The following is a 20537-nucleotide window of genomic DNA, read 5'->3' on the forward strand; positions in this document are numbered from 1 at the left end:
GACAATATTTATGAATAAATTATCTAAGAAAAGGTTATACCACTACACTTCAGTAGATACACTAATTACGATACTTGAAAAAGGTACACTAAGATTTAATAACTTAACTGCGATGGATGATCCCGAAGAAGCTAAATCACAAGATTCTTATAATGCAGGTCGTTGGATTTTTACATCAAGATGGACTCCCCTTAAAGATAATAAAAGAATGTTCCAAAAATATGGTTTAAACGGCAAAGGTGTTTGCATATCTTTATCAGAATATCCCTTCTATACTGTTTACGGGAATCCTGTTCAAAGAAATAAACTTTTTATGAATTCATTTTCATGTGTAGAACCATTTGAATTTACTAAAGGTACAGAAATTTACAATGAAAAATATAATTTATTGTTTATGCCTCCTAAAGTTGAACAGATAACTGTTAATTATACAAATGATGAAAAACTTTTATATCCGAATATATCCAATCCAACTGGCAGTGGTATATCATATTTTGATGATTTATTAGGAAAATATAAGGATCTAAAATGGAGTTACCAAATTGAAATCCGATATCACCTTAGACCTACATTAATAAATAATATGCATCGACCAAAAGATGAATATGATTTCAGTCAAATGATGTTAGGCATTATCTATACTAAGATTAGTGAAGATTGTCCTATTCAATGTATTGATATTCCAATAAAAATAAGAAATTTAGAAGTCATTTTTGGTAGTAAACTAGATAATAGTAAAAAATCTAAAATTAAGAATGTTGCAAAGAAATATTGTCCTAATCCGATATTCTTTAATAGTAAAATTAGTTGGTAAATGTAATGTCAGAAAGAATAATTAAATCTGCTGATCGAGTAAAAGATATAGGTGAAGTCTTTACGCCAAAGAAAACTGTGGATCTTATGCTGGATCAGCCTGAAATAAAAGAAAAAGTTAATTCTCTAACTGCAACTTTTCTTGAGCCTTCAGCAGGTGAAGGAGCATTCTTAGTGGAGCTACTTAGACGTAAATTATCCTTTGCTACAAGGCAGAGTAAGGACATAAATGAAATGCAAAATAACTTTTTGTTAGCTTTGTCTACACTTTATGGAATTGAAATTATGGAAGATAATGTTGAAATGCTGGTCATGAATATGGCTAATACTTTCAGAGATGTATATTTCAAAACATTTAAATCCAAAGATCAAAGTCAAAAAGTGTTAAAGAGTGCTAATGTTATTATCTCTGCTAACATGGCACAGGGAGATACATTAAAGCGAGTAACTTCTACTGGTGATCCTATCATTTTCAGTGAGTGGAAACCCATTGGTAAAAATAAAGTTCAACGCACGGAATATACTTTCGATGCCATTGTTGAAGGTGATGGCCCCGTTGGAAGTGTTTGTAATAAAGCGGAACAATTAAGCTTGTTTGATGAACCTGATGAAAATGATGAACCTAAGCCTAAAAAGTTTCTTCCAGTAAAATGGGAGGATATTTATAAGCAGTTAACAGACTAGATGATTATAGAACTGAGATAAGTTGTCGCAATACAACTTTTTCCAGTTCTTTTTTTCTGTTGTGATCTAAATCCAAAGTATTACGTAATTGAGTGGTTAATTGTTCAACTAGTGGTGAATTTGAGTAAAGATTAGTATTAATCCAATCAATAGCGTACTTTTGCAAGTCTTCTTTTTCATTATTCTTTCCAAGACGTAGTTCATCCAGCATCTTAAAATTTAGCAACCCTAAGATGATGTATGTAAGTTCAATTGCAGTAGTAGAATGATGATTTACACCATTTTTAATTTTGGATTTGGTGAAAAGAGTCAATTTTTGTTGAAGTTTTTGATTTAATTCTTTTGATGAAAAAATATTGTTTATTTCATCGTTGTAAATCTGTCTGATGAAGGTATAAGTTGCTCTCTCATTTGGAAAGAAAAACTTACGCCATTGTGTAGAATCCTTAAATAGCCAGAGTGCAAAGCCTTGTAATTCTTCTGAATTTGGTTTGGAGCCCTGAGCTAATTTGCTGATTCTCTTTTCCATTTCAAGGTCATCGAAGTTATACCAGTTAGAATATGGCATCTCCAATTTCTTAATATATTTTTTTAATTCTTGTCCAGTTTGAACGTAGGTTGATTTGGTGTTTTGAATAAAACTTGTTAAGAGAGTGATTTTATTCTTTTTTCTTTGTTGCATGTTCTAGATAACTAGAACGGGCCCGTTGTTTTCTCCTTTCAAAATATAAAATCGATATCGATGTTTAAAATATAAAGCTAAATTGAAAATCGCAGTTGTGTTTCTCAACTTAGACAAAAATCAGACGTCTCTGACTTTCAAAAATGATTTTAGATAAAAAAATAACTAAAAAATTTTTACTTTTAAACGTTAAAAATGAAGTTCCTAAAAAAAGAAAACACTAAAAAAAGCCCATTTTTAGGCTTTTTTTAGTGTTATTCAAAATAAACATAATTTGGTTCAATGATTTTGAACCGTTGATAAATGGTTTGAAAAAAATATTAAGTGATTTTACGTAGAAAGGAAATTTAAATGGTAAATTTAAATTCTTCAGTTTTGGGTAATAACGTCCAAAATAAAAACTTTAAAGATGGTAACACTGCTAATGCAGTTAAGGTAAGCAACGTTGCTGAAACTGCAAAAAGCAAGTTAGAAAGTACTTTTGCTGACGTTCGTGTAAGTAAAAATGCACCTGTCCAAGCTACATTGGATAAGCATTTGGATAAGGCATTAGGTAAGTACTTCACTATTACAGGTGCTGAATTCCAAGAAACACCGGATTTTAATGATCCTGAAAAGCTGAACACTGCAACAGTCTACTCAGTTCGTGTAACCAGTAAAAAAGCTTGGTTGCCTTTAGGCACAGAACTTCAGGTAAAAGTTAAAGATCATAAACCGATTTTTAGCCAGCAAGAATTGCAGGATATTATGTTTGGTTCGACAGTTCCTGTGGTTGTTGCCTTTGACAAATTGGCACATTACCACTTTGGCAGCGGTGAATCATTGAATGCTGCTGATGTTCATAAAGTTAACATTTCAGTGAAGGAAGTAATAAATGATGATTAATAACAGCGTGCTTACAGTGGATTTAAAAGAACCTAGGGGCGTAAGCCCTGTAACCTTCGGCACTGTTCAAATAGTATGGGCAATTCTATGCTTTTCATTTTATTTAATATCGGCCTTAGCAGGTAATTCAAACTTTGCTTTGACCTTAATCATTGCTGCTTTGCCATTGTTTGCCTTAATGGAATACGAGATGCGTAGAAGTGCAAATTGGGGATGGTTGATCACAGCTGTCTCCAATGCTGCTTCTTCCAATCGTATGATAGAGGACAGTAGGCCTGTTTATCGTACTATCTTCGGCTATAATCGTCGAGAAAGTGCCCCTACCTTCAAAGCAATTAGGATTGGGCAAGATCGGATCAAATTAATGGTTAATACTAATGGTTGTCCTAATGCAGATGTTGACTTAACTTCAGCATTACAGAGGGAGTTATCTGGTTGGTCTGTTGTTCCTAGTAGTCAATATCCAATTTGCTTTATAGTGACAAAAAAGCGGACTAGAGGGAGAAAGTTAACAAATGAAGACTTCTTTTCAAATCGATGAAGGCTTAAGGATTAACCTTAGAGGTCAAGCAGGCTGTGAAATAGTAGGTCGTCCCGGAAGTGGTAAGTCGTGGCTTGCCACTTTTATTCTGTTAACTGCAATGGCTATAGGTGCCTTCCCTGTTATATGTGATACCAAACGTAGCGATTTTTACAATCTGGGCAAAATGTTTGATAACATTCTTGGTCATGGTCATACTTCTTGTGTTGCTTCAACACCATTTCAAGTCGCTAAGGAGTTGCGTGTATTAAATAAGCTCATGAATGATAGATACGAGCATAACAATGCTTGGGGCAAAGATTGGGTTGATTTTAACTTGAGACCTATCGTTTTGATCTTTGATGAGTTTTCGGCAACAATGGCAGAAGCTGATAAAGATACAGCCAAAGAAATAAGTGATTATATGAAGCAACTAGTATTTAAGTCACGTCAAATGGGCGGCATATTTACAGTATTATGCTCTCAAAGATTAAATTCCTCAGTTTTGGATGTGAACATAAGTTCAGAATTTAGTACAAGGATCGCCATGCAGCAGCTAGATAAAATCAGCTTAAGATTAATTTTCCCTCAATGTGACATAGATTCGATTACTTTTGTTGATAATAACTTACCAGGTCATGGCTGGGCTTACAGTGATTACTTTAACAATCCATTACCACAACCATTTGTGGCACCAGACTTAACTGATGTAAATATTCCAAAGGTTGCTGTAGATTTATTCAAAACTAATGAAGTAAACACGTTTAGGCAAGAGGACTATTGGCCATTTTAGACATTAAAGCAGCTGACCGGGCGGACGCCCGGTCAAGTGGAACGCGCTGCTTTTACAGGCGTTAAATAATAATATGCCTGTTAAGAGGGATAAAAATGAAAAAAATAAATACTATTAGTATAGACCAAATAAGTTTAATGATACCCATTAAAGCCAGTGTACTGAACAATGATGAGACTCCTGACGAAGTACAAGCCCTTAAGCGTATGTTTCATTTTAATCAAATTCTGGGAAAAGCCGAAGAGCAGAAACATGGTCTAAATGGTTACACGAACTCTCTTAAGTACGGTAATGATTTAGCTAAGATACTAATTTTGTGGAGCTGGAAACAACCGTGGATGGGTGTAACAGTGATGTTTTACGGTCAAGGTAAAAAACTATACGAAGCACTTGCAAAAATGACGGACATCAAAATTGACTGGTTTGATATGATCGGTAATATTTGTCTTAAATTTAAAGGCCACGTATCACGTATTGATATTGCTGTTGATCTAATAAACTACGGATTTTCGGTTGACAATATTGCTGAAAAGCTTAAAGCTGATACATACGAATTCTTGAATGGGAAAACCAAACGCAAAATTGGCCTTGAAAAGATGAAAACTATTGGTAATTCAGGTGAAGTAGACACTCTTTATGTGAACAGCCGCAAATCTGATGCCTTTTTAAGGATATATAACAAACGAAAGCAAGGACTTAGTAATAAAAGCAGTGGATATTATACACAAGCAAAAAATACTCAGGATTGGATTCGAATAGAGGCTGAGTTTAAACATCGTGAGGCACACAGAATAGGTAATGATCTGGCTAAATTAGTTGATTCTAGCAAAATGTCTTCTTATTTAGTTGACTGTATCACTAGACATTGGGTGCTCACAATTAAAGACGAAGACAAAGATGACAAAGAAAAAGAAATAGCCTAATTGGGCAAAAGAGTGGAAGGAAATTAAGAATATTATGAACTTAATTAATGGTTATCACTGGGCCGATGAATGGCTAACGTTACTTCAAGCTCAACCGGAAGAAAGTAACTTCAACACTTACGCAGACACTTGGTTAGATAATAAGTTAGCCTGGTTTTTAGTTAATGGTGCTACAGGTATTATCTTTTTGATTGATTACACCTGGGGCGATAAAGGTTTAGATGTGTTCTTCGAGTTTCTTCGCTGGTTTGTTCAAAATGACTACATGCTTGGCCATTTTCATCCCTCTAAAGCGCTCAAGACAGCTGTCAATGAACATCAAGGTATCATTAAAAATAGTGATGTGACTGATCTGATAAAAATGTTACAAGATTTCAGTAAAAATTTAGGGATTAAAGATGGCGTTCCCCTGAAGGAGGCGGTTGGATGGCAACCAAAGTCGAAGAAAAAAAGTTGAATAAAAAGGAACTTGCACAAGCCTTAGGCATGAGTTCAACGACATTATGGAGATGTTTGACCTCTGCAAAGAAAACAGCCAAAAAACTTAAGTTAGAAAAACTACCGTCACATTGCTATTATTCTGGCGGTCGTAAGTATTATTACTTGAGTGAAGTTCAAATTTGGCTTCAAAAAGTTTCTGAAAATTAAAACTTTAAAGGTGTAAAATGAGGGTGCCACTTAGACACTCTCTTTTTATAAGGAGAATATGATAATGGCAATCTCTAGAATTAGAACTGGAAAAAAGCAGGGTAAGTACCGAGTAAGAATTCAACCTATAGATGAAGAAACTAGTAAAGTAGTTAGCATCCCAAGTCAAGTTGCTACAACAAGATTAGAAGCTACCCAACTTGAGAGAAAGATGTGGAACGATTACTACCAGGGTAAATACTCACCTAAATCTGAAGTTGAATTTGCTAAAGCTCTTTCCAAATACTGTGAGCAGGAAAATACTGCTGGGCGTTGGAATAAGGTTACTTATTCAACTTGGAGTTATACTTGTCGATTAGTTGATTCTTATTTTGGAAAGACAAAACTAAGAGACGTTAACGAAAATATGGTAAGAGCATTTGCTCGAAATTATATTTCAACACATAAAAATGCAGGTGTATCACGACATTCAACTATTGATAAGCAACTTCAACATTTGAGAAGTTATTTTGGTTTGTTACAAGAGGAAGGTATAGTGGTTGTAAACCCTGTGCCTAAGAACGCTTTAAAGAAGTTCTTTAGAATGATGAATTTTCTGTTTCATCTGAGAAGTATGTTTTTTCAGATGAAGAAGTTAAAAGAATAAAAGAAAATATCATGTAAGGACTAAAGAAGCAACTATTACTCCTCTAGTCAGCATAAGTTTTTATAAATTAACTTTAAGAAGTCTATTATTGAGGTTCTATAAATATCTTGATAATGGGCTTTTTTCGTGTTTTTTATTTTTAGTTGATAGTTATGTAAAGTTGTTAATATTTAACTTTTGCCACACAACTGCCACAAAAATAGAATTAGATAATTTTTGTGTGGTAAAGATGTTTCTGATTCACAATAAATATTAGCATGTACACTTGTCGGCATACAGTAGCGACTAAGTTAGGCAATACTCCGAGAATGTCTTATCCATGGGCAGCAAGTCGTATGGGCCATACAGTTAAAATGTTTATGAAAACTTATGTGCATGTAGATGAAGATAGGAATATTGAGATGTCGGATTTGGTTATTAATAATAATATTTTTAAATTAAATTAAAATACTTGATAATTAATAACAAAAATATTAAAATATTAAAATATATATCAAAAGTACAGCCTAGGAGTACTTTTACAACTACTAGAACTATAAATATTTAGGATGTGAATATTATGAAAAAATTATCTACAGTACTAGTAATTGCTGGAGCGGTTGTCTCATTATCAGGCCTCCCTGCTATTAGCCAAGCAGCAACAACTGATATGAGTTCAAAGGTACCTAACAGCGGGTATGTAGCTTTTGATGATAATAATAAAGTTATTGAAAGTTCGTCTCCAGTTTTTACTTCACAATCGGTTAAGAAGTCTGATTCACCGGCTACAACGACATACTCACCAGGTTATCCTTGGTGGCCGCATAGTCGTTGGGTATATTTTGCAGATCATCATAATTATTTTAATGGATATAAATGGTCTCACTCAAATTATTATCATAATAGTGAAAGACATTCTTCAACGGCAGCAGTAGGCGGAAAAGATACAACTACTGTATATGCAGGAGCCAATAAGTTTTCTTATGCTCTTGCCAAAGGCTATGGGACAGCACAAGCATGGTACTGGGCACCGTATATTTAGAAAATTTTAATTAGAAGAAAATTTAAGTATTTTTTACTAAGGGCTGTATATGAATTTAAAAGTTTATATATAGCCTTTTGTTTATTAAGATAAATATGGTGAAGATATGTTCAAGCAGTTTTTAAGGGTGGTCCTAGTAATTACTTCAGCTGTTACAATTTTATTATGGCTATTATTTATGACGGACCGGCATAATAAGGTAATGAATCAAGATAGAAGTAACCTGAATAACTTTTATATTCAATTAGGTCTGCCGCTCAAGTCTACAAGCGATCTAAAATATAAGAAAATAGTCGCAGACATTAGTAAAACAAGCAAGCTACTCAACATTCCTTTTTTGAAAATAGCTAGTTATAAGGGGCATGGACTTGGGCCCAAAACAGTTGATTATTCAAAAACAGTTGATGATACGGTTTTTGAAGTAAGCGATTTGGATTCGAGCGCTCTAGCCAAGTCCTTCAAGGTCAAGCTAAGGAACGGTCATAAATATTCGACTAAATATTCAAAAAGCAGGGTGCCTCTTGTTAAATATGGCATTGCAGATTTTACAATAAAAAGAATAGATATATATAAAAGTCCGCAAACCAGAGAAGGGTTATTTTATTTGCAAACCCAAGATATAACTGGTGTCAGAAAATTCAGGAGAATACTTAGTAAAAAGTTAAATAAAGATTTAGGCGTTAAGCTTACCGAGAATGATTTTAATCCAAGCACTGTTCCTAATCTTGATCAATCAGGGCCAGTTAATTTTCAACAACTAGCGATTACTATGACATTCTTTCAATTGGTCCTTATTATAATTTACTGCTTATCTATTAGTAGAGATCTGGGCATTTATCGCTTGCTTGGATATTCAATCGTTTCTGCGCTGAAAAAGACAACTATGCCATTATTATTAGGGTCGGGAATAGGAGTTATACCTGCTTTAATTTTAGCAATAGTGAATAAGCATTACGAACTTATTTGGCCATTAATTTCCTCAGCATGCCTAGTAATGGTTGTACTTGGTTTGGTTATATTCTTAATTGCATTTATATTAAATATACTGCCCACTAGTAGATTATTAATAAAGCGTACTTATGCAAAAGCAACTTTCGTAGTTGTATATGTTGTAAAAGGTATCTTATTAACACTTGTCTTATCCTCTGCATTGCCACTGGGAGATTTAATGTATCAATCTATAGTTGCTAATGTTAATGACAATAAATCTGCTGTTTATAATGATTATGCCGTATTTTTTCCAACTTCTATTGGATATAATCAAGAGGATTTAATTAATCCTCAAAATCAATCCAAACTGCTAAATAGTGTTGTTTATCCAGATGTTAATAAGAATGGCGGAATTTTGATTGATACTATAGGAATAAGCGGTCCAAATAGTAAAATGAAGCGGCAATATCAGCTTGTAACCGTCAATCCAAATTATTTAAGATTTAATCCATTATATAAAAGTGATGGAACAAGGGTCAGAGAAAACGAAGTTAATAAACGACCAAGTATTTTATTAGCTAAGAAGTATAGATCGAACTTAAAATTACAAAGCCAAATAAAGCAGTATATATATAAAGATCTAAAAATTAACAATCCAAGAATAATATATATTAATAATAATCAGTCGATTATTGATGAAGCCGGAGAAAAGGTTAGGAATTATGGCTATATTTATGTAAGGTCACCTAAAGTTTTTGATGAATATGGCAATATGTTCACTGGAAATGATCGAGACCCGTTAAAAATAGCATTACACGGGAAGACGCCGCAAGAGGTTTATAAAACCAAATACCAGGCATTATTTAAAAAATATAATTTGACCGATAATTACCCGCAATTAATTAGAGCTAGCGCTATCCAATTAAATGTATTGCAGCAAGCGGAAGGTAATATAATGGCTAATATTATCTCAATCATGATTACTTTAGTTACATTTTTAGTTATTTCGATTTCATTGGTTTATCTATATTTTTCTATATTTGGACGTACGTATGCAATTAAACAAACGTTGGGGATATCTATAGCAAGAAGTAGCTTGGGATTATGGCTACTATGGGTAATTCAGATAATACTTACCGTAATATTTACGTTTAGTAGCAGCCAAGTTAGTGTTTCAGGTATTGTGTTATTAATTTTTGCAATAGGTGTTGACTTTATAGTGAGTTTGGTCGGGTTAAAAATATTTTCAAAGAATTCAATAAGGGGGCTGCTAAATGAATAATATAGTTGAATTGATAAAAGTAAATAAAAACTTCAGAGCAAAGAAGGTTCTCCATAATGTAAATTTGAAAATAACAAGTAATAAAATCACAACTATTTATGGTCCTAGTGGATCGGGGAAATCAACTTTGCTCAATATAATTGGCTTGCTTGATAACTTAAATAGCGGACAACTAGTACTATTTAATAAACAAGCTCCTAAAATCAATAGTGCCAAAGCCCGCAAACTTCTTCAAACAAAAATTAGTTATCTGTTTCAGAATTATGCATTACTTAATGATCAAAGCATTAAAAAGAATTTGCAGTTGGCTAAGTTAGATACTAAAGAATTAAAAGTTTCCTTTGAAGAAAGAAAGTCATTATTATTAGACAAGTTAAATATTGAAGCAAATGAAAAGACCAAAGTAGGATTATTGTCTGGGGGAGAGCAACAACGTATCTCTTTTGCACGGTGTTTATTAAAGCCATGCGAATTAATCTTGTGTGATGAGCCCACGGGATCGCTTGATCCAAAGAATAGAGAAGTTATCTTTAACGCGCTTAAGTTTGCCCAAAGTGAGGGTAAAACGATTGTGATAGTGTCGCATGACCCGTATATTATCAATAACAGCGACATTGCAATTGATTTAAGGTCAATTATGGATTAACTTAACGGACAAGCTTTAATAAAAGATTATTTAACAATAATCACAATTTGCCCCACATGATTTTATTATTGGTGACTATAAGAGTTATTGTGGTAAAGCTGGAAGTTGCAAACCTCTATGCCTCTAGTCATTTAGAAGAATTATTTAAATTAATTATCCTTGATTTACCAATGTTTTAGGCAGATAAATTAAGGATAATTTTATTTGTAAAGAATAATTAAGAACACAATCGGAACATAAATATTGTTACCATGCAGAGCCTTTAACATTATTATGTATATTAAAAAAGTAGTCGTGAGACTACTTTTTTTGGTACTTTGATTTTGCTTTGCTTATTTTTCAAGTAAATCAATCGTACTCTTTTTAAAAAAATTCCAGGTAGAAGCACATAAAAAGCCTACGATTAAACCATAAATGATGATTATTAAAGAGCTAGGAAGCTGACGCAAATAATTGATACTATGACAAAAGTCAAATATTTCTTGTCGAAATAGTATAGCCATTAATGCCCAAAAAAATGACCAAAGCATCTGAATTCGATTAACGGCTTTTTGCTTAGGTGATCTGTTTTTATATTTTATTTGATTATTTGCTAAATGTGATTTAAATGCATTCAATTTAAGTCCCCCTAACTAATTTGCTAATTTTAAATTAAAGATATTAAAGCACAATTAAGCGTTATAAGCAATTGCTCATTTTTATTGTGGATCAATAGCTTTGAATTTTATTAAAGGGATAGTACCGAAAAACAACTTTTCCAATTAATGGCACTACGTTTAACTGGTCCAAAAAAGCGGGAATCTCTGGAAATATCACGGTATTCGCCCTTTACAAAGTAATATCCTTGAGGGACTTTATAAGTAAAATTAGTGGTAAAGGGTTCACCTGCATCATTGTCAGCTTTTTTAAAATAGTTGTTTAAGTATGGTTCTGGTAATAATTTGCCATTGATATACATTTGATCATTTTTAGAAATAATGGTATCGCCAGGAAGTCTAATAATTCGTTTTACAGGGCTCTAGGAACGTCTTAAGTAGTTTTTGGGGCACGTAGCACCACGACATCATTGTGCTTAGATGAAAAGTTACGCCATGTAACCAAGCGGTCATTATCTTCAAAGTTAGGTTGCATAGATGCTCCTGAAACACGATTATTTGAAATCAAAAATTGTAATAAAAGAAAAAAGATTCCCAGAGTAATTATCGTCATAACGATGACATCAAAGATAAATTTTCCCCCAACTTTCTTTTTTAGTGGTTTTATTTGTATTCATAAATTATCCTCCGCTTATTTTTTATTATATCTCAATTAAAGTATATTTTGAGATCCAATTAATGTTATAGCTTGATTGATTTTATTAATTTAATTTAATAGAATATTAATTATAAAATTAACATAATCGTCTAAAAAATGGAGATGGTATTATCAAAAACTTAGTTAAAAAAGAAAGAGAAAAGCGAAAATTAACTCAAGCTTTACTTGCTGAAAAAGTAGGGGTAAATGAACTGACAATAAATTCAATTGAGCAAGAACGCTATCAACCATCAATTATTTTAGCTTATAAGTTAGCACAGGTATTTGCTACTAATATTGAAACCTTATTTTGCTTGCAGGAGTACTTTGAGAATGAAAAAAAATAATCAAAAAAGGAAATTGATGTACTATTTAGAAACATTTTTCTTTTTATTATGTTCAGTCCTGAGCCTGTATGAATTAGGGCGAGATTTTTTATATAAAGTTGAGTGGATTAAACTGCTTAAAGATAGTGTATGGCTAGTCTTAGCTATCATTGTGACTATTGGTAGTTTTTTGCGTGCAAAAGATGTGGGTACCAGTCAAGATGATGATGAACGCGATAGGTATCTAACGATGAAAGTAGATCAGCAGGCATATAGAATTACTAAGGTATTATTATTTGTGATTGGCTTTGGTCTTTTTGCTTGGGGTATGATTTTAAATAAGAGTGTAGGATATAATGAACAAGTAATGGTTATAGTTATTATATCTGCAGTCTTAGTAGGGTTATGGAATTTATTACTTTTAATTGAATTAATTTTGGGTCTGTATAATTACCTGCGGAAATAAGTAAATAATTTTCAAACAGTAGTGACGGTTTGTTTTTAAATTTAATTTTAGAATAGATTTTATGTGATGCTGAAATTTATTAATTAAGAAGGTAAAGTTTAATTGTCACTCACATGATTATACGTTTGAAAAGGGTTGAATATTGTAACCAACTAATTATTTCGTTATAATTAGGGTAAATATAAAATTTGTGGTTGGAGTTTACAGTAATGCAAAACTTTCAAGATTTGTCTCTTTGGGTCAAGAGATAGCTTGAAAGTTTTTTAGCTTGAGAAAAGGTAATCAATAAACTTTATTAGCCAATATATCTTGATTTTATTAGATATTGGGCGAATTATTTAGTCATTTCAAATTCTTACCTATTGTTGGAAACTTACTAGCTGGAATTTTGTTAGGTTCTACAATGTTAATTTTGATAAAATCTAATTCATTTTATAATTATTGGCACAATTGATATTAGTTGTTTAATATTTCTTGTTGCCTAAAAAGTAATTTATCATTATTGAAGATATATTCTAAAGTAAGTCTTATGATTGTAAGGTTAGGAGTTGTAGTTACTATTCTTATGTTTGGAACTAATTTTTTAATTGAAATAAGCTATTTTGAGTTAGTTTGGTTAATCTATCGTCTTGCTCCTAAACTTATGAATTTATTGAATTAGACTCTCATTGCTACATTCAGAAGTAATTTTTGCTTTTATCCTAACTAATTTACTGATTTTAAATTAAAGATATTAAAGCACGATTAAGTGTTCCAAGCAAGTTTGCCAAAATAATTGTACTAGTACAGATAGAGATTAAGTGGTAGTAATTAGTTAAGTATGGCTTAAATGGGTCATTTCCTAGGAAATTATAAAATGTTGCAAAAATTGTGAAAGTGTTTGCAATATTTTCTTGACAAAATATAGAAAGCGCATACAATTATACTTGTAAAGTTTGTTAACCGGTTAACTAAATTTTATAAGCATTAATTTTATTAAAAAGAGTAATTAAAAACTATCGTGTAGGATTTGCTTTGTAGGAATTAATTTCAGCTGTGGTTTAGACGCCTGCTTATGTTCCAATTTCTGTCGGAGAATATGCATGGCAGTTTTACCAATTGCCTCAGAATTTTGCCGAATGCAGCTAATTGGTGGTGTCATTACTTGCATCCAATCAAATTCTTCATAAGTTGCTACGCCATAATCTTCTGGATAAGAAAAATTTAGTTGTTGCATAGTGCGCAGTAAATGTAAGAGTACGCGAGCATTCATGCAAAAGAAGCCAATTTTAGCAGCAGTATTTTGTTCCATTATAGTCTTAATATTCTGAGTAAATTGTTGATATTCTACTTTTTTCCCATGATGGGGCACGGCAACTAAATGGTTTAAAGTAGAATAGTGAGTTGCCTTGATGAAGCCTTGGTAACGTTGGGTTCGAGTGCTAATATTTTGGAAAGGCCAAGTAACAAAATAAAGGTTGTCGTAGTGCTTAGCTTGCATTTTTTGCACCAATTCTTGTACTGATGTCATATTATCCGTTGCAACTGTGTCAATAATTAAATTAGAAGATTGGCGGTCAACCATGACTGTATTTTGGTTTGAGAGGGATTGATAGATGGGGCTGTCAGGATTAACTGGATCAACGATGATTCCAGCTACGCCATCATTTTTTAAGCGTGTAATATTATCGATTTCTTTTTGCTCACTATTAGCAGCATTAGTGAATAATACGCGATAATTGTAATTATCACATTGTTCATAAATACCTGATAATACTTGTGAAGTGAAGGGATTAGTAATATCAGCAATAGAAACCCCAATTGTTTTATTTTCATTCTTGGCTAAATTTCGCGCGGTTGAATTAGGCCTAAAATTGGTATGACTGATTATTTGATTTAAATGTTTGCGTGTTTTTAGTGACATCCGATCGTAGTTGCCATTGAGATAATTTGAAACTGTAGCAGTTGATACCTTGGCCATAGTTGCAATATCTCTAATAGTTAGTTTTTCCATAATTAAACCTCAATCAATATTATCTTAAATATATCGTAATTTTTATTTGACTAAGAATCAAGTTGTACTAAATAGTTAACCGATTAACATAGTGATATGCTAATCAATTAGGCAGTAAAGGTAGGTGAGCAGGTGACTAATCACTTTATTGTTAATACAGCAGCTTTTCAAAATAAAAAAACTGCTGTTGAGCAAGTGAAATACGTTAAAGTAGCACAAAATTTAGGCTTTGAAGCAATTGAAATTCGAAGTGAACTTCTAAATGGTTCAAAGCAGGAATTACAGGATATAGCGCAGATTGCTAAAACAAATAAATATAAAGTTTATTACAGCGTAGGCGATGTTTTATTTAACAAGCAACAGCTAAATTCTAAGTTGTCGGTGTATTTAGAACAAATGCATGAATTAGGTGCTACTCATTTAAAAATGAACTTAGGTGAGTTTAATCCAACAAACGATGGTTGGTATCAAGAATTAAAAGGAATACTTGATGGATCTTTTAAATTATATATTGAAGATAATCAAACTCCAATTGAAAGTGACTTATACCAAACTAAGGCTTTCTTAGAGCAGGGATCTTCTTTGGGGATTAAGTATTGCTTTGATATTGCTAACTGGAGCTGGTTGGCGACAGATGTCTATACCGCAGCTGAGGCTTTAGCAGACGAAATTGATAAAAATACGCACAAAAATACGGCTGAAGCTAAGGAAAGTGTTAGTGAGACTACTAATAAAAAGCGGTGGTTCTTGGGGGTTGATGATGGAGTTGGGTATGGTGAGCCTGCTACAATTATTTCAGGTGTAATTTTAATTCCTATTATGGTTTTAATAGCCTGTATCCTTCCAGGTAATAAAACTCTGCCAATTGTTGATTTGATTTCCTTACCGTTCATGGTTGAATCGATTGTTGCTCTAACTCGGGGGAATATCTTAAAAGTAATTGCTAATGGAATTGTTTGGTTTAGTTTGGGATTATATGCTTCTAGCTGGCTCGGTAGTTTTTATACGGGAGCAGTCTCTCATTACAGCGTTGCCCTTCCAGCAGGTATAGTCTTGATTACCAGCTTTAATTTAATGGCTCGCCCCCTGAATGCTTTAGTATTTGCGGCGTTTGTTTCGCAAAATCCATTGTTAATTGGCTTAGTAGTTTTAATTTATTTGGCATTATTATTTGCTTTACGGCGGTATCGTCCACAAATTTGGCAATATTTAAGTAAAATGGCAGATAAAAATAGAGGTTATTCTGGTAGTGATGAAAAAATAACTTATTAATCGAAAGGAGATAATTATTATGAAAAAAATTGATGGACACATGCATTTAGTGCGCTCGTTAGCTGGTTTATCTGCTAAGGGGAGAATGACTCCCCTAGGCAAAGGTCAGGCAATTTGGGACAATGGGATGTTTCTTAATTTGATTCCTGAAGGCTGGGGTGACGATAATTTTACTGCCGAATCGGCTTTAAAAGTAATGGAAGACGATGAGGTTGAAAAGGCAGTTTTGCTTCAGGGCAGCTTATATGGCTTTCAAAATTATTATTCTTATCAAGCTGTTAAAAAATATCCTGATAAATTTATTGCAGCCTTTTCAGTTGATCCCTTTGCCGATAATGCAATGGAAATTGTTCGCCGGCATGTAGAAGACTTAGGTTTTCGGGCAATTAAGTTAGAAATTAGTCAAGGTGGTGGGTTACATGGTTATCATCATCCATTTCGTTTAGATACTTCACCAGAATTAGGTAAAATGTTCCACTACTTTGCTGATTATCCTGGATTTGTGATTACCGTTGATTATGGTGACTATACGCAATTTAGCTATCAACCCGAAGCAATTGTTAATTTAGCACAACGTTATCCTAAATTGGATTTTGTAGTTTGTCATTTATCATTCCCTAGTGCTGATCATTTGAATCGTTTAGCTAATGCTTTAGAGCAATGGGAACCATATAATAATATAACTACTGAAATTGCGGCAATTCAAGATATTGAACATGAAACAGAATTTCCATTTCCGCGCTGTCAAAAAGATGTAGCTTTAGCAAAAGATATTTTGGGGGCTAAAAGAATTCTTTGGGGAACCGATTCACCATGGTCTTCGACTTTTAACTCATATCATAATTTAGCAACTTGGTTAGAAGAAACTGATATCTTTACTGCATCGGAATTAGAAGATGTTATGTATAATAATGCTAACCGGATTTATTTCAAACCGCAAAATATACAAGCAGTTCGTGATAGTGAAGACCTAGTTTTGAAGAAAATATAGTAAGGAAGTAAAAAGATGAGTAAAATAAAAGTATTAGTCACAGGAATTATTCCTGAAGCAGGTTTAACTGAACTGAAACAAAATTTTGATGTTACTTATGACCCAGAAAAAGAGACGCGTGAATGGGTTTTAGAACATTTATCTGAATATGAAGGATTATTAATTATGGGGATGAAGGGTGATCGAGAATTGATCGATGCCGGTACTAACCTCAAAATTATTACTGCTAATGGAGTTGGCTTTGACCATATTGATATTGAATATGCTAAGCAAAAGGGTATTGTGGTAGCAAACTGTCCTCAAGGTGTACGCGTTCCAACAGCAGAAATGACTTTTACCCTCTTATTGGCGACAGTTAGACATCTTCATTTTTATGATAAAGTTGTGCGCAGCGGGCAATGGATTGATGTCTCTGAACCACAGTATATGGGGATGAGTTTACAGGGTAAAACACTTGGTGTTTATGGTATGGGGCGTATTGGCTCTGAAGTAGCTAAATTTGCGCAAGTATTCGGTATGAAAGTTATTTATAATGATGCCCATCGCTTAACTCCTGAATTAGAAGCAAAATTAGATGTTAAATATGTGGATTTTGATACCTTAGTTCAAACTTCAGATGTAATTACTTTGCATGCTCCAGCCCTTCCTTCAACCAATGGAATTTTTAACGCGGAAGTATTTAAAAAGATGAAAGATACAGCTTACATCATTAATGCGGCGCGGGGACAATTGATTAAACAAACTGACTTGATTGCAGCCCTTAAAAATGGTGATATTGCAGGAGCAGGTCTTGATGTTTATGAAACTGAACCAGATATTCCACAAGCTTTACGTGATTTAGATAATGTTGTTCTATCGCCGCATGCTGGAACGGGTACTTTAGAAGCGCGGACAGCGATTGCACGTGAAGCCTCACAGAATTTGATTTCATATTTACGTGATAAGAAACCACTAAACCAAGTTAATAAATAATAGCTTAACTTTTACCAGTAACACTGGTAGTTGGCTCAATTATTGAGGAATCCCCCAAATAGTTTCGTGCTAGGAGGGGATTCCTTTTTTCAAAAATTATAACTGAGGTAGAAGTATGAAATTTAATAAAATTTTTAGTGATCAGCTTGATCATTGTTATGCAATTATGCGATTACAAGCCTTAAATCGTGATTTTATCATAGTAGCTTCAGAAGAAAATCAGCCATGCTATGCTTATGATTTAAATAATAATTTTAACAAGTCCACTGTTTGGTCAGACATTGGTGGAACAATGACTATGGTTCAGATACCAGGAACATTAAATTTTTTAGCAACGCAAAAGTTTTATCCAGGCTTTAATTCTTTACATTGCCGGATTGTAAAAGAAACTTTCAATGGGCAGGGTTGGGATCAAAGTGTTGTGGGGGAGTTTCCCTATATCCACCGCTTTGATATTATCCCCAAAACTAAAGACGATTATTGGTATATCGGCTGTTCAATTGCTAATTCCAAAAAAAATACGAATGATTGGTCTGATCCCGGAAAAGTCTGGGTAGGTATTTATAAAGATAAACCACAAAAAATTACCGCTTTAAAGGCTTTACCAATTAGAATTACCAAAAATCATGGTTATCAAAGGATGGCAGGTTATTCTTTAATTACTGGTGAAGAAGGTATATTTCGCTTAGATTATCCAACTAAAGTGGATGATTGGCAACTGCAACAATTATCAAGTATTGCGACTTCTGATATTGTAGCAACTGATCTTAATGACGATGGACAATTAGAATATTTGGCAATTGATGGATTTCATGGCTCTTATTTAAGAATGTATGATAGCAATTTCCATACTCTAGCAAGAACTACTAAAGAAACCCATTTCGGGCATGCACTATGGGGTGGAGGAATTAAGGACCATAACTACTTTTTATTTGGTTGGCGTTCAGGAGCACAGGGGTTAAAACTGATTAAAAATGTTGATTTAACTGGCGATTTATTAGCTAGTCATCTTGGCCCAAGTAATGTGTTAGTTTATCAAAAGGAACAACAACAATATTTACTATCGGCTAACCGTGAAGCTAATGAAGTGGCCATCTATCAAATTTGTGACAAATAAGGTGAAGTACAATGAATTATTTTTTGACTATTGATAATGGTGGAACTAATACTAAGGTCGTCATTTGCAATGAATTAGGGCAACAACTAGGCTTGGCTTCGTTTCCAACCAAACGTATATCTTCCCAACCAGACTTTCAAGAAATTAAATTGTCAACTTTATTAGTAGATATTGGTCGTGTGATTCAAGAGGCTTTGCATAATGCCCACTTAAAAGCAACGCAAATTAGTGCAGTTACAGTAGTGGGTCATGGTAAAGGATTATATGCGCTTGATAAGGAAGGCAAAATATTTATGAATGGTATTTTGTCGACGGATAATCGAGCTAAAGGTATTGCGACTGAGTTAAATCAGCAACTAGTAAAAATTTATGCCCTTAGCCATCAACAAGTCATGGTTAGTCAGGCACCGGTTATTTTGTGTTGGTTAAAAGATAATCAACCGGCTAAGTACAATCAAATTGGCTATATCCTATCTAATAAAGATTTTATTCGGTATCTTTTAACCGGTAATATTTTGCAGGAGCTAGGGGATGCATCTGGTAATAATTTAATTAATTTGACAACTAAGCAATACGATACAAGATTATATGATTTCTTTGGTATTTCAGAAATTTCTGCTAAGTTACCACCATTGATTAATGCAACTGATTTAGCAGGGCATATAACAAGTCAGGCAGCTAAAATAACAGGGTTAGTCAGTGGCACACCAGTTTATGGCGGGATGTTCGATATTGATGCTTGTGCCCTAGCAACTGGTGTCTTAGATGATAGTTTATTTAGTATGATTGCTGGAACGTGGAATATGAATATCTTTCCTAGTCACCAGTTGGCGCCACTTGACTCAGGCTTAATGAATTCTATTTTTCCTACTGGTGATAACTTAATTGAAGCATCAAGTCCAACTTCTGCCGGTAATCTTGATATGATGCTCAAAATTTTGCTAGCAGATGAAATTCAAAATGCTAAGCAAAATCATAAGTCAATTTATGATTATTTGGAGCAAATGCTAGATACCACCAAGGCAGATTATGCTCAATTATTTTTCTTTCCATTTTTATATGAAAGTAGTAATGTAAATCCAAATGCTGAAGGTGCCTTTATTGGTTTGCAAAGTTCGACCACTAAAACTGAGATGATTCGAGCAGTTTATGAAGGGATTTGCTTTGCCCACCGTTATCATCTGGATCAGTTATTAAAAATATTGGGTCATAATCCTACTGCAATTAGAATGTCTGGTGGAGCATGTAACTCTAAGCATTGGGTCCAAATGTTTGCAGATATCCTAAACTTGCCAGTTGAAATTACTGCTGCAACTGAATTAGGAGGCTTAGGGGGAGCTATAACTTGTGCCGTTGGCCGTGGTGTCTATCCTGATCTACCGACTGCAGTAGGTAAAATGACAAAAGTAACAGCTCAATATCAACCATGCCGTGAAGAAACTAGGATTTATAATCAAAAGTATCAAGTTTATTGTTCATTATTACAAGCGCTAGATGGCGCCTGGAATAATTTAAGCAAGTTAAAAAAGGAGTTGAATGTGCATCATGACAACTAATGCACTCGGAATTTACGAAAAAGCTTTACCACAAGATCTATCCTGGCGGGAAACGTTTGAATTAACACATGACTTAGG

The 20537-nt window shown here is 33.5% G+C and carries 24 protein-coding genes, 1 pseudogene and 1 other annotated feature; of the genes and pseudogenes, 20 read left to right on the forward strand and 5 right to left on the reverse strand.

Annotated elements, in window-relative coordinates:
* The first annotated feature begins 10 nt into the window (after positions 1 to 10).
* Together F5ESL0233_RS00095 and F5ESL0233_RS00100 are read left to right on the forward strand one after the other, a co-directional pair.
* Complete coding sequence (locus F5ESL0233_RS00095) at positions 11 to 814, forward strand: DUF2971 domain-containing protein (RefSeq protein WP_158593108.1); 804 nt, start codon at positions 11 to 13, stop codon at positions 812 to 814.
* A gap of 5 nt (positions 815 to 819) precedes the next feature.
* Entirely contained in the window at positions 820 to 1497 is a 678-nt protein-coding gene (locus F5ESL0233_RS00100) for a DNA methyltransferase (RefSeq protein ID WP_122058147.1), read from the forward strand.
* A gap of 4 nt (positions 1498 to 1501) precedes the next feature.
* Here F5ESL0233_RS00100 and F5ESL0233_RS00105 read toward each other — a convergent pair whose 3' ends face one another.
* Complete coding sequence (locus tag F5ESL0233_RS00105; protein WP_122058149.1) at positions 1502 to 2179, reverse strand: hypothetical protein; 678 nt, start codon at positions 2177 to 2179, stop codon at positions 1502 to 1504.
* A gap of 351 nt (positions 2180 to 2530) precedes the next feature.
* On the opposite strand from F5ESL0233_RS00105, the gene F5ESL0233_RS00110 reads away from it, so the two are divergent.
* From F5ESL0233_RS00110 to F5ESL0233_RS00160, 10 genes are all read left to right on the forward strand, one after another.
* Positions 2531 to 3064, forward strand: coding sequence for a hypothetical protein (locus F5ESL0233_RS00110; RefSeq protein ID WP_122058150.1), 534 nt, complete (start codon positions 2531 to 2533; stop codon positions 3062 to 3064).
* 16 nt (positions 3065 to 3080) lie between these two features.
* Positions 3081 to 3605 carry a hypothetical protein gene (locus F5ESL0233_RS00115; RefSeq protein ID WP_147442575.1) on the forward strand — a complete coding sequence of 175 codons (525 nt, stop codon included), beginning with the start codon at positions 3081 to 3083 and terminating at the stop codon, positions 3603 to 3605.
* Positions 3580 to 4377: an ATP-binding protein gene (locus tag F5ESL0233_RS00120; RefSeq protein WP_122058153.1), complete on the forward strand. Its 798-nt coding sequence runs from the start codon at positions 3580 to 3582 to the stop codon at positions 4375 to 4377. The genes F5ESL0233_RS00115 and F5ESL0233_RS00120 overlap by 26 nt, the downstream gene beginning before the upstream one ends.
* A 95-nt stretch (positions 4378 to 4472) precedes the next feature.
* On the forward strand, positions 4473 to 5300 hold the full coding sequence (locus tag F5ESL0233_RS00125) for a replication initiation factor domain-containing protein (protein ID WP_122058155.1): 828 nt from the start codon (positions 4473 to 4475) through the stop codon (positions 5298 to 5300).
* Between the two features lie 34 nt (positions 5301 to 5334).
* Positions 5335 to 5757, forward strand: a complete 423-nt coding sequence (locus F5ESL0233_RS00130) for a hypothetical protein (protein ID WP_122058157.1) — start codon at positions 5335 to 5337, stop codon at positions 5755 to 5757.
* On the forward strand, positions 5727 to 5948 hold the full coding sequence (locus F5ESL0233_RS00135; protein ID WP_122058158.1) for a hypothetical protein: 222 nt from the start codon (positions 5727 to 5729) through the stop codon (positions 5946 to 5948). The genes F5ESL0233_RS00130 and F5ESL0233_RS00135 overlap by 31 nt, the downstream gene beginning before the upstream one ends.
* Positions 5949 to 6012: 64 nt before the next feature.
* Entirely contained in the window at positions 6013 to 6594 is a 582-nt protein-coding gene (locus F5ESL0233_RS00140; RefSeq protein WP_122058160.1) for a phage integrase SAM-like domain-containing protein, read from the forward strand.
* A gap of 559 nt (positions 6595 to 7153) precedes the next feature.
* Positions 7154 to 7615, forward strand: coding sequence for a lactococcin 972 family bacteriocin (locus F5ESL0233_RS00150; RefSeq protein ID WP_122058161.1), 462 nt, complete (start codon positions 7154 to 7156; stop codon positions 7613 to 7615).
* A gap of 202 nt (positions 7616 to 7817) precedes the next feature.
* The gene (locus F5ESL0233_RS00155; protein ID WP_147442576.1) at positions 7818 to 9827 is read left to right on the forward strand and encodes a bacteriocin-associated protein; all 2010 of its coding nucleotides are present in this window, start codon (positions 7818 to 7820) and stop codon (positions 9825 to 9827) included.
* Positions 9820 to 10473 carry an ATP-binding cassette domain-containing protein gene (locus F5ESL0233_RS00160; protein ID WP_090093275.1) on the forward strand — a complete coding sequence of 218 codons (654 nt, stop codon included), beginning with the start codon at positions 9820 to 9822 and terminating at the stop codon, positions 10471 to 10473. The genes F5ESL0233_RS00155 and F5ESL0233_RS00160 overlap by 8 nt, the downstream gene beginning before the upstream one ends.
* A gap of 332 nt (positions 10474 to 10805) precedes the next feature.
* Here F5ESL0233_RS00160 and F5ESL0233_RS00165 read toward each other — a convergent pair whose 3' ends face one another.
* The 3 genes from F5ESL0233_RS00165 to F5ESL0233_RS08485 all read right to left on the reverse strand — a co-directional run bounded on the left by F5ESL0233_RS00165 (position 10806) and on the right by F5ESL0233_RS08485 (position 11682).
* Positions 10806 to 11090: a hypothetical protein gene (locus tag F5ESL0233_RS00165; RefSeq protein ID WP_122058164.1), complete on the reverse strand. Its 285-nt coding sequence runs from the start codon at positions 11088 to 11090 to the stop codon at positions 10806 to 10808.
* Positions 11091 to 11200: 110 nt separating this feature from the next.
* Complete coding sequence (gene lepB / locus F5ESL0233_RS08480; protein ID WP_370448326.1) at positions 11201 to 11431, reverse strand: signal peptidase I; 231 nt, start codon at positions 11429 to 11431, stop codon at positions 11201 to 11203.
* A gap of 71 nt (positions 11432 to 11502) precedes the next feature.
* Positions 11503 to 11682 carry a S26 family signal peptidase gene (locus F5ESL0233_RS08485; protein WP_370448327.1) on the reverse strand — a complete coding sequence of 60 codons (180 nt, stop codon included), beginning with the start codon at positions 11680 to 11682 and terminating at the stop codon, positions 11503 to 11505.
* A 215-nt stretch (positions 11683 to 11897) separates the two neighbouring features.
* On the opposite strand from F5ESL0233_RS08485, the gene F5ESL0233_RS00175 reads away from it, so the two are divergent.
* Both F5ESL0233_RS00175 and F5ESL0233_RS00180 read left to right on the forward strand, forming a co-directional pair.
* Positions 11898 to 12113 (forward strand): helix-turn-helix transcriptional regulator, encoded by a 216-nt coding sequence (locus F5ESL0233_RS00175; RefSeq protein ID WP_090093380.1) that lies wholly within the window; start codon positions 11898 to 11900, stop codon positions 12111 to 12113.
* A gap of 16 nt (positions 12114 to 12129) precedes the next feature.
* Positions 12130 to 12558: a hypothetical protein gene (locus F5ESL0233_RS00180; RefSeq protein WP_147442577.1), complete on the forward strand. Its 429-nt coding sequence runs from the start codon at positions 12130 to 12132 to the stop codon at positions 12556 to 12558.
* A 192-nt stretch (positions 12559 to 12750) separates the two neighbouring features.
* Positions 12751 to 12807 (forward strand) — a sequence feature (sodium ion sensor (DUF1646 type); this cis-regulatory element may regulate processes involved in with the transportation of sodium ions).
* A 739-nt stretch (positions 12808 to 13546) separates the two neighbouring features.
* Here F5ESL0233_RS00180 and F5ESL0233_RS00185 read toward each other — a convergent pair.
* Positions 13547 to 14551: a substrate-binding domain-containing protein gene (locus tag F5ESL0233_RS00185; protein ID WP_122058168.1), complete on the reverse strand. Its 1005-nt coding sequence runs from the start codon at positions 14549 to 14551 to the stop codon at positions 13547 to 13549.
* Between the two features lie 132 nt (positions 14552 to 14683).
* On the opposite strand from F5ESL0233_RS00185, the gene F5ESL0233_RS08340 reads away from it, so the two are divergent.
* The 6 genes and pseudogenes from F5ESL0233_RS08340 to F5ESL0233_RS08345 all read left to right on the forward strand — a co-directional run.
* Positions 14684 to 15823: a PTS transporter subunit IIC gene (locus F5ESL0233_RS08340; RefSeq protein ID WP_233554946.1), complete on the forward strand. Its 1140-nt coding sequence runs from the start codon at positions 14684 to 14686 to the stop codon at positions 15821 to 15823.
* Between the two features lie 19 nt (positions 15824 to 15842).
* Positions 15843 to 16814, forward strand: coding sequence for an amidohydrolase family protein (locus tag F5ESL0233_RS00195; RefSeq protein WP_122058170.1), 972 nt, complete (start codon positions 15843 to 15845; stop codon positions 16812 to 16814).
* Between the two features lie 15 nt (positions 16815 to 16829).
* Positions 16830 to 17786 (forward strand): NAD(P)-dependent oxidoreductase, encoded by a 957-nt coding sequence (locus F5ESL0233_RS00200; protein ID WP_118898159.1) that lies wholly within the window; start codon positions 16830 to 16832, stop codon positions 17784 to 17786.
* Between the two features lie 115 nt (positions 17787 to 17901).
* The gene (locus F5ESL0233_RS00205) at positions 17902 to 18903 is read left to right on the forward strand and encodes a hypothetical protein (RefSeq protein ID WP_122058171.1); all 1002 of its coding nucleotides are present in this window, start codon (positions 17902 to 17904) and stop codon (positions 18901 to 18903) included.
* Positions 18904 to 18914: 11 nt separating this feature from the next.
* Entirely contained in the window at positions 18915 to 20459 is a 1545-nt protein-coding gene (locus F5ESL0233_RS00210; protein WP_122058173.1) for an FGGY-family carbohydrate kinase, read from the forward strand.
* Positions 20449 to 20537, forward strand: a pseudogene (locus F5ESL0233_RS08345) (xylulose 5-phosphate 3-epimerase); the annotation flags it as partial. The gene F5ESL0233_RS00210 and the pseudogene F5ESL0233_RS08345, both read left to right, overlap by 11 nt.

Origin of the sequence: Lactobacillus sp. ESL0233 (assembly GCF_003692995.1) — a bacterium.
GTDB lineage: Bacteria > Bacillota > Bacilli > Lactobacillales > Lactobacillaceae > Lactobacillus > Lactobacillus bombicola.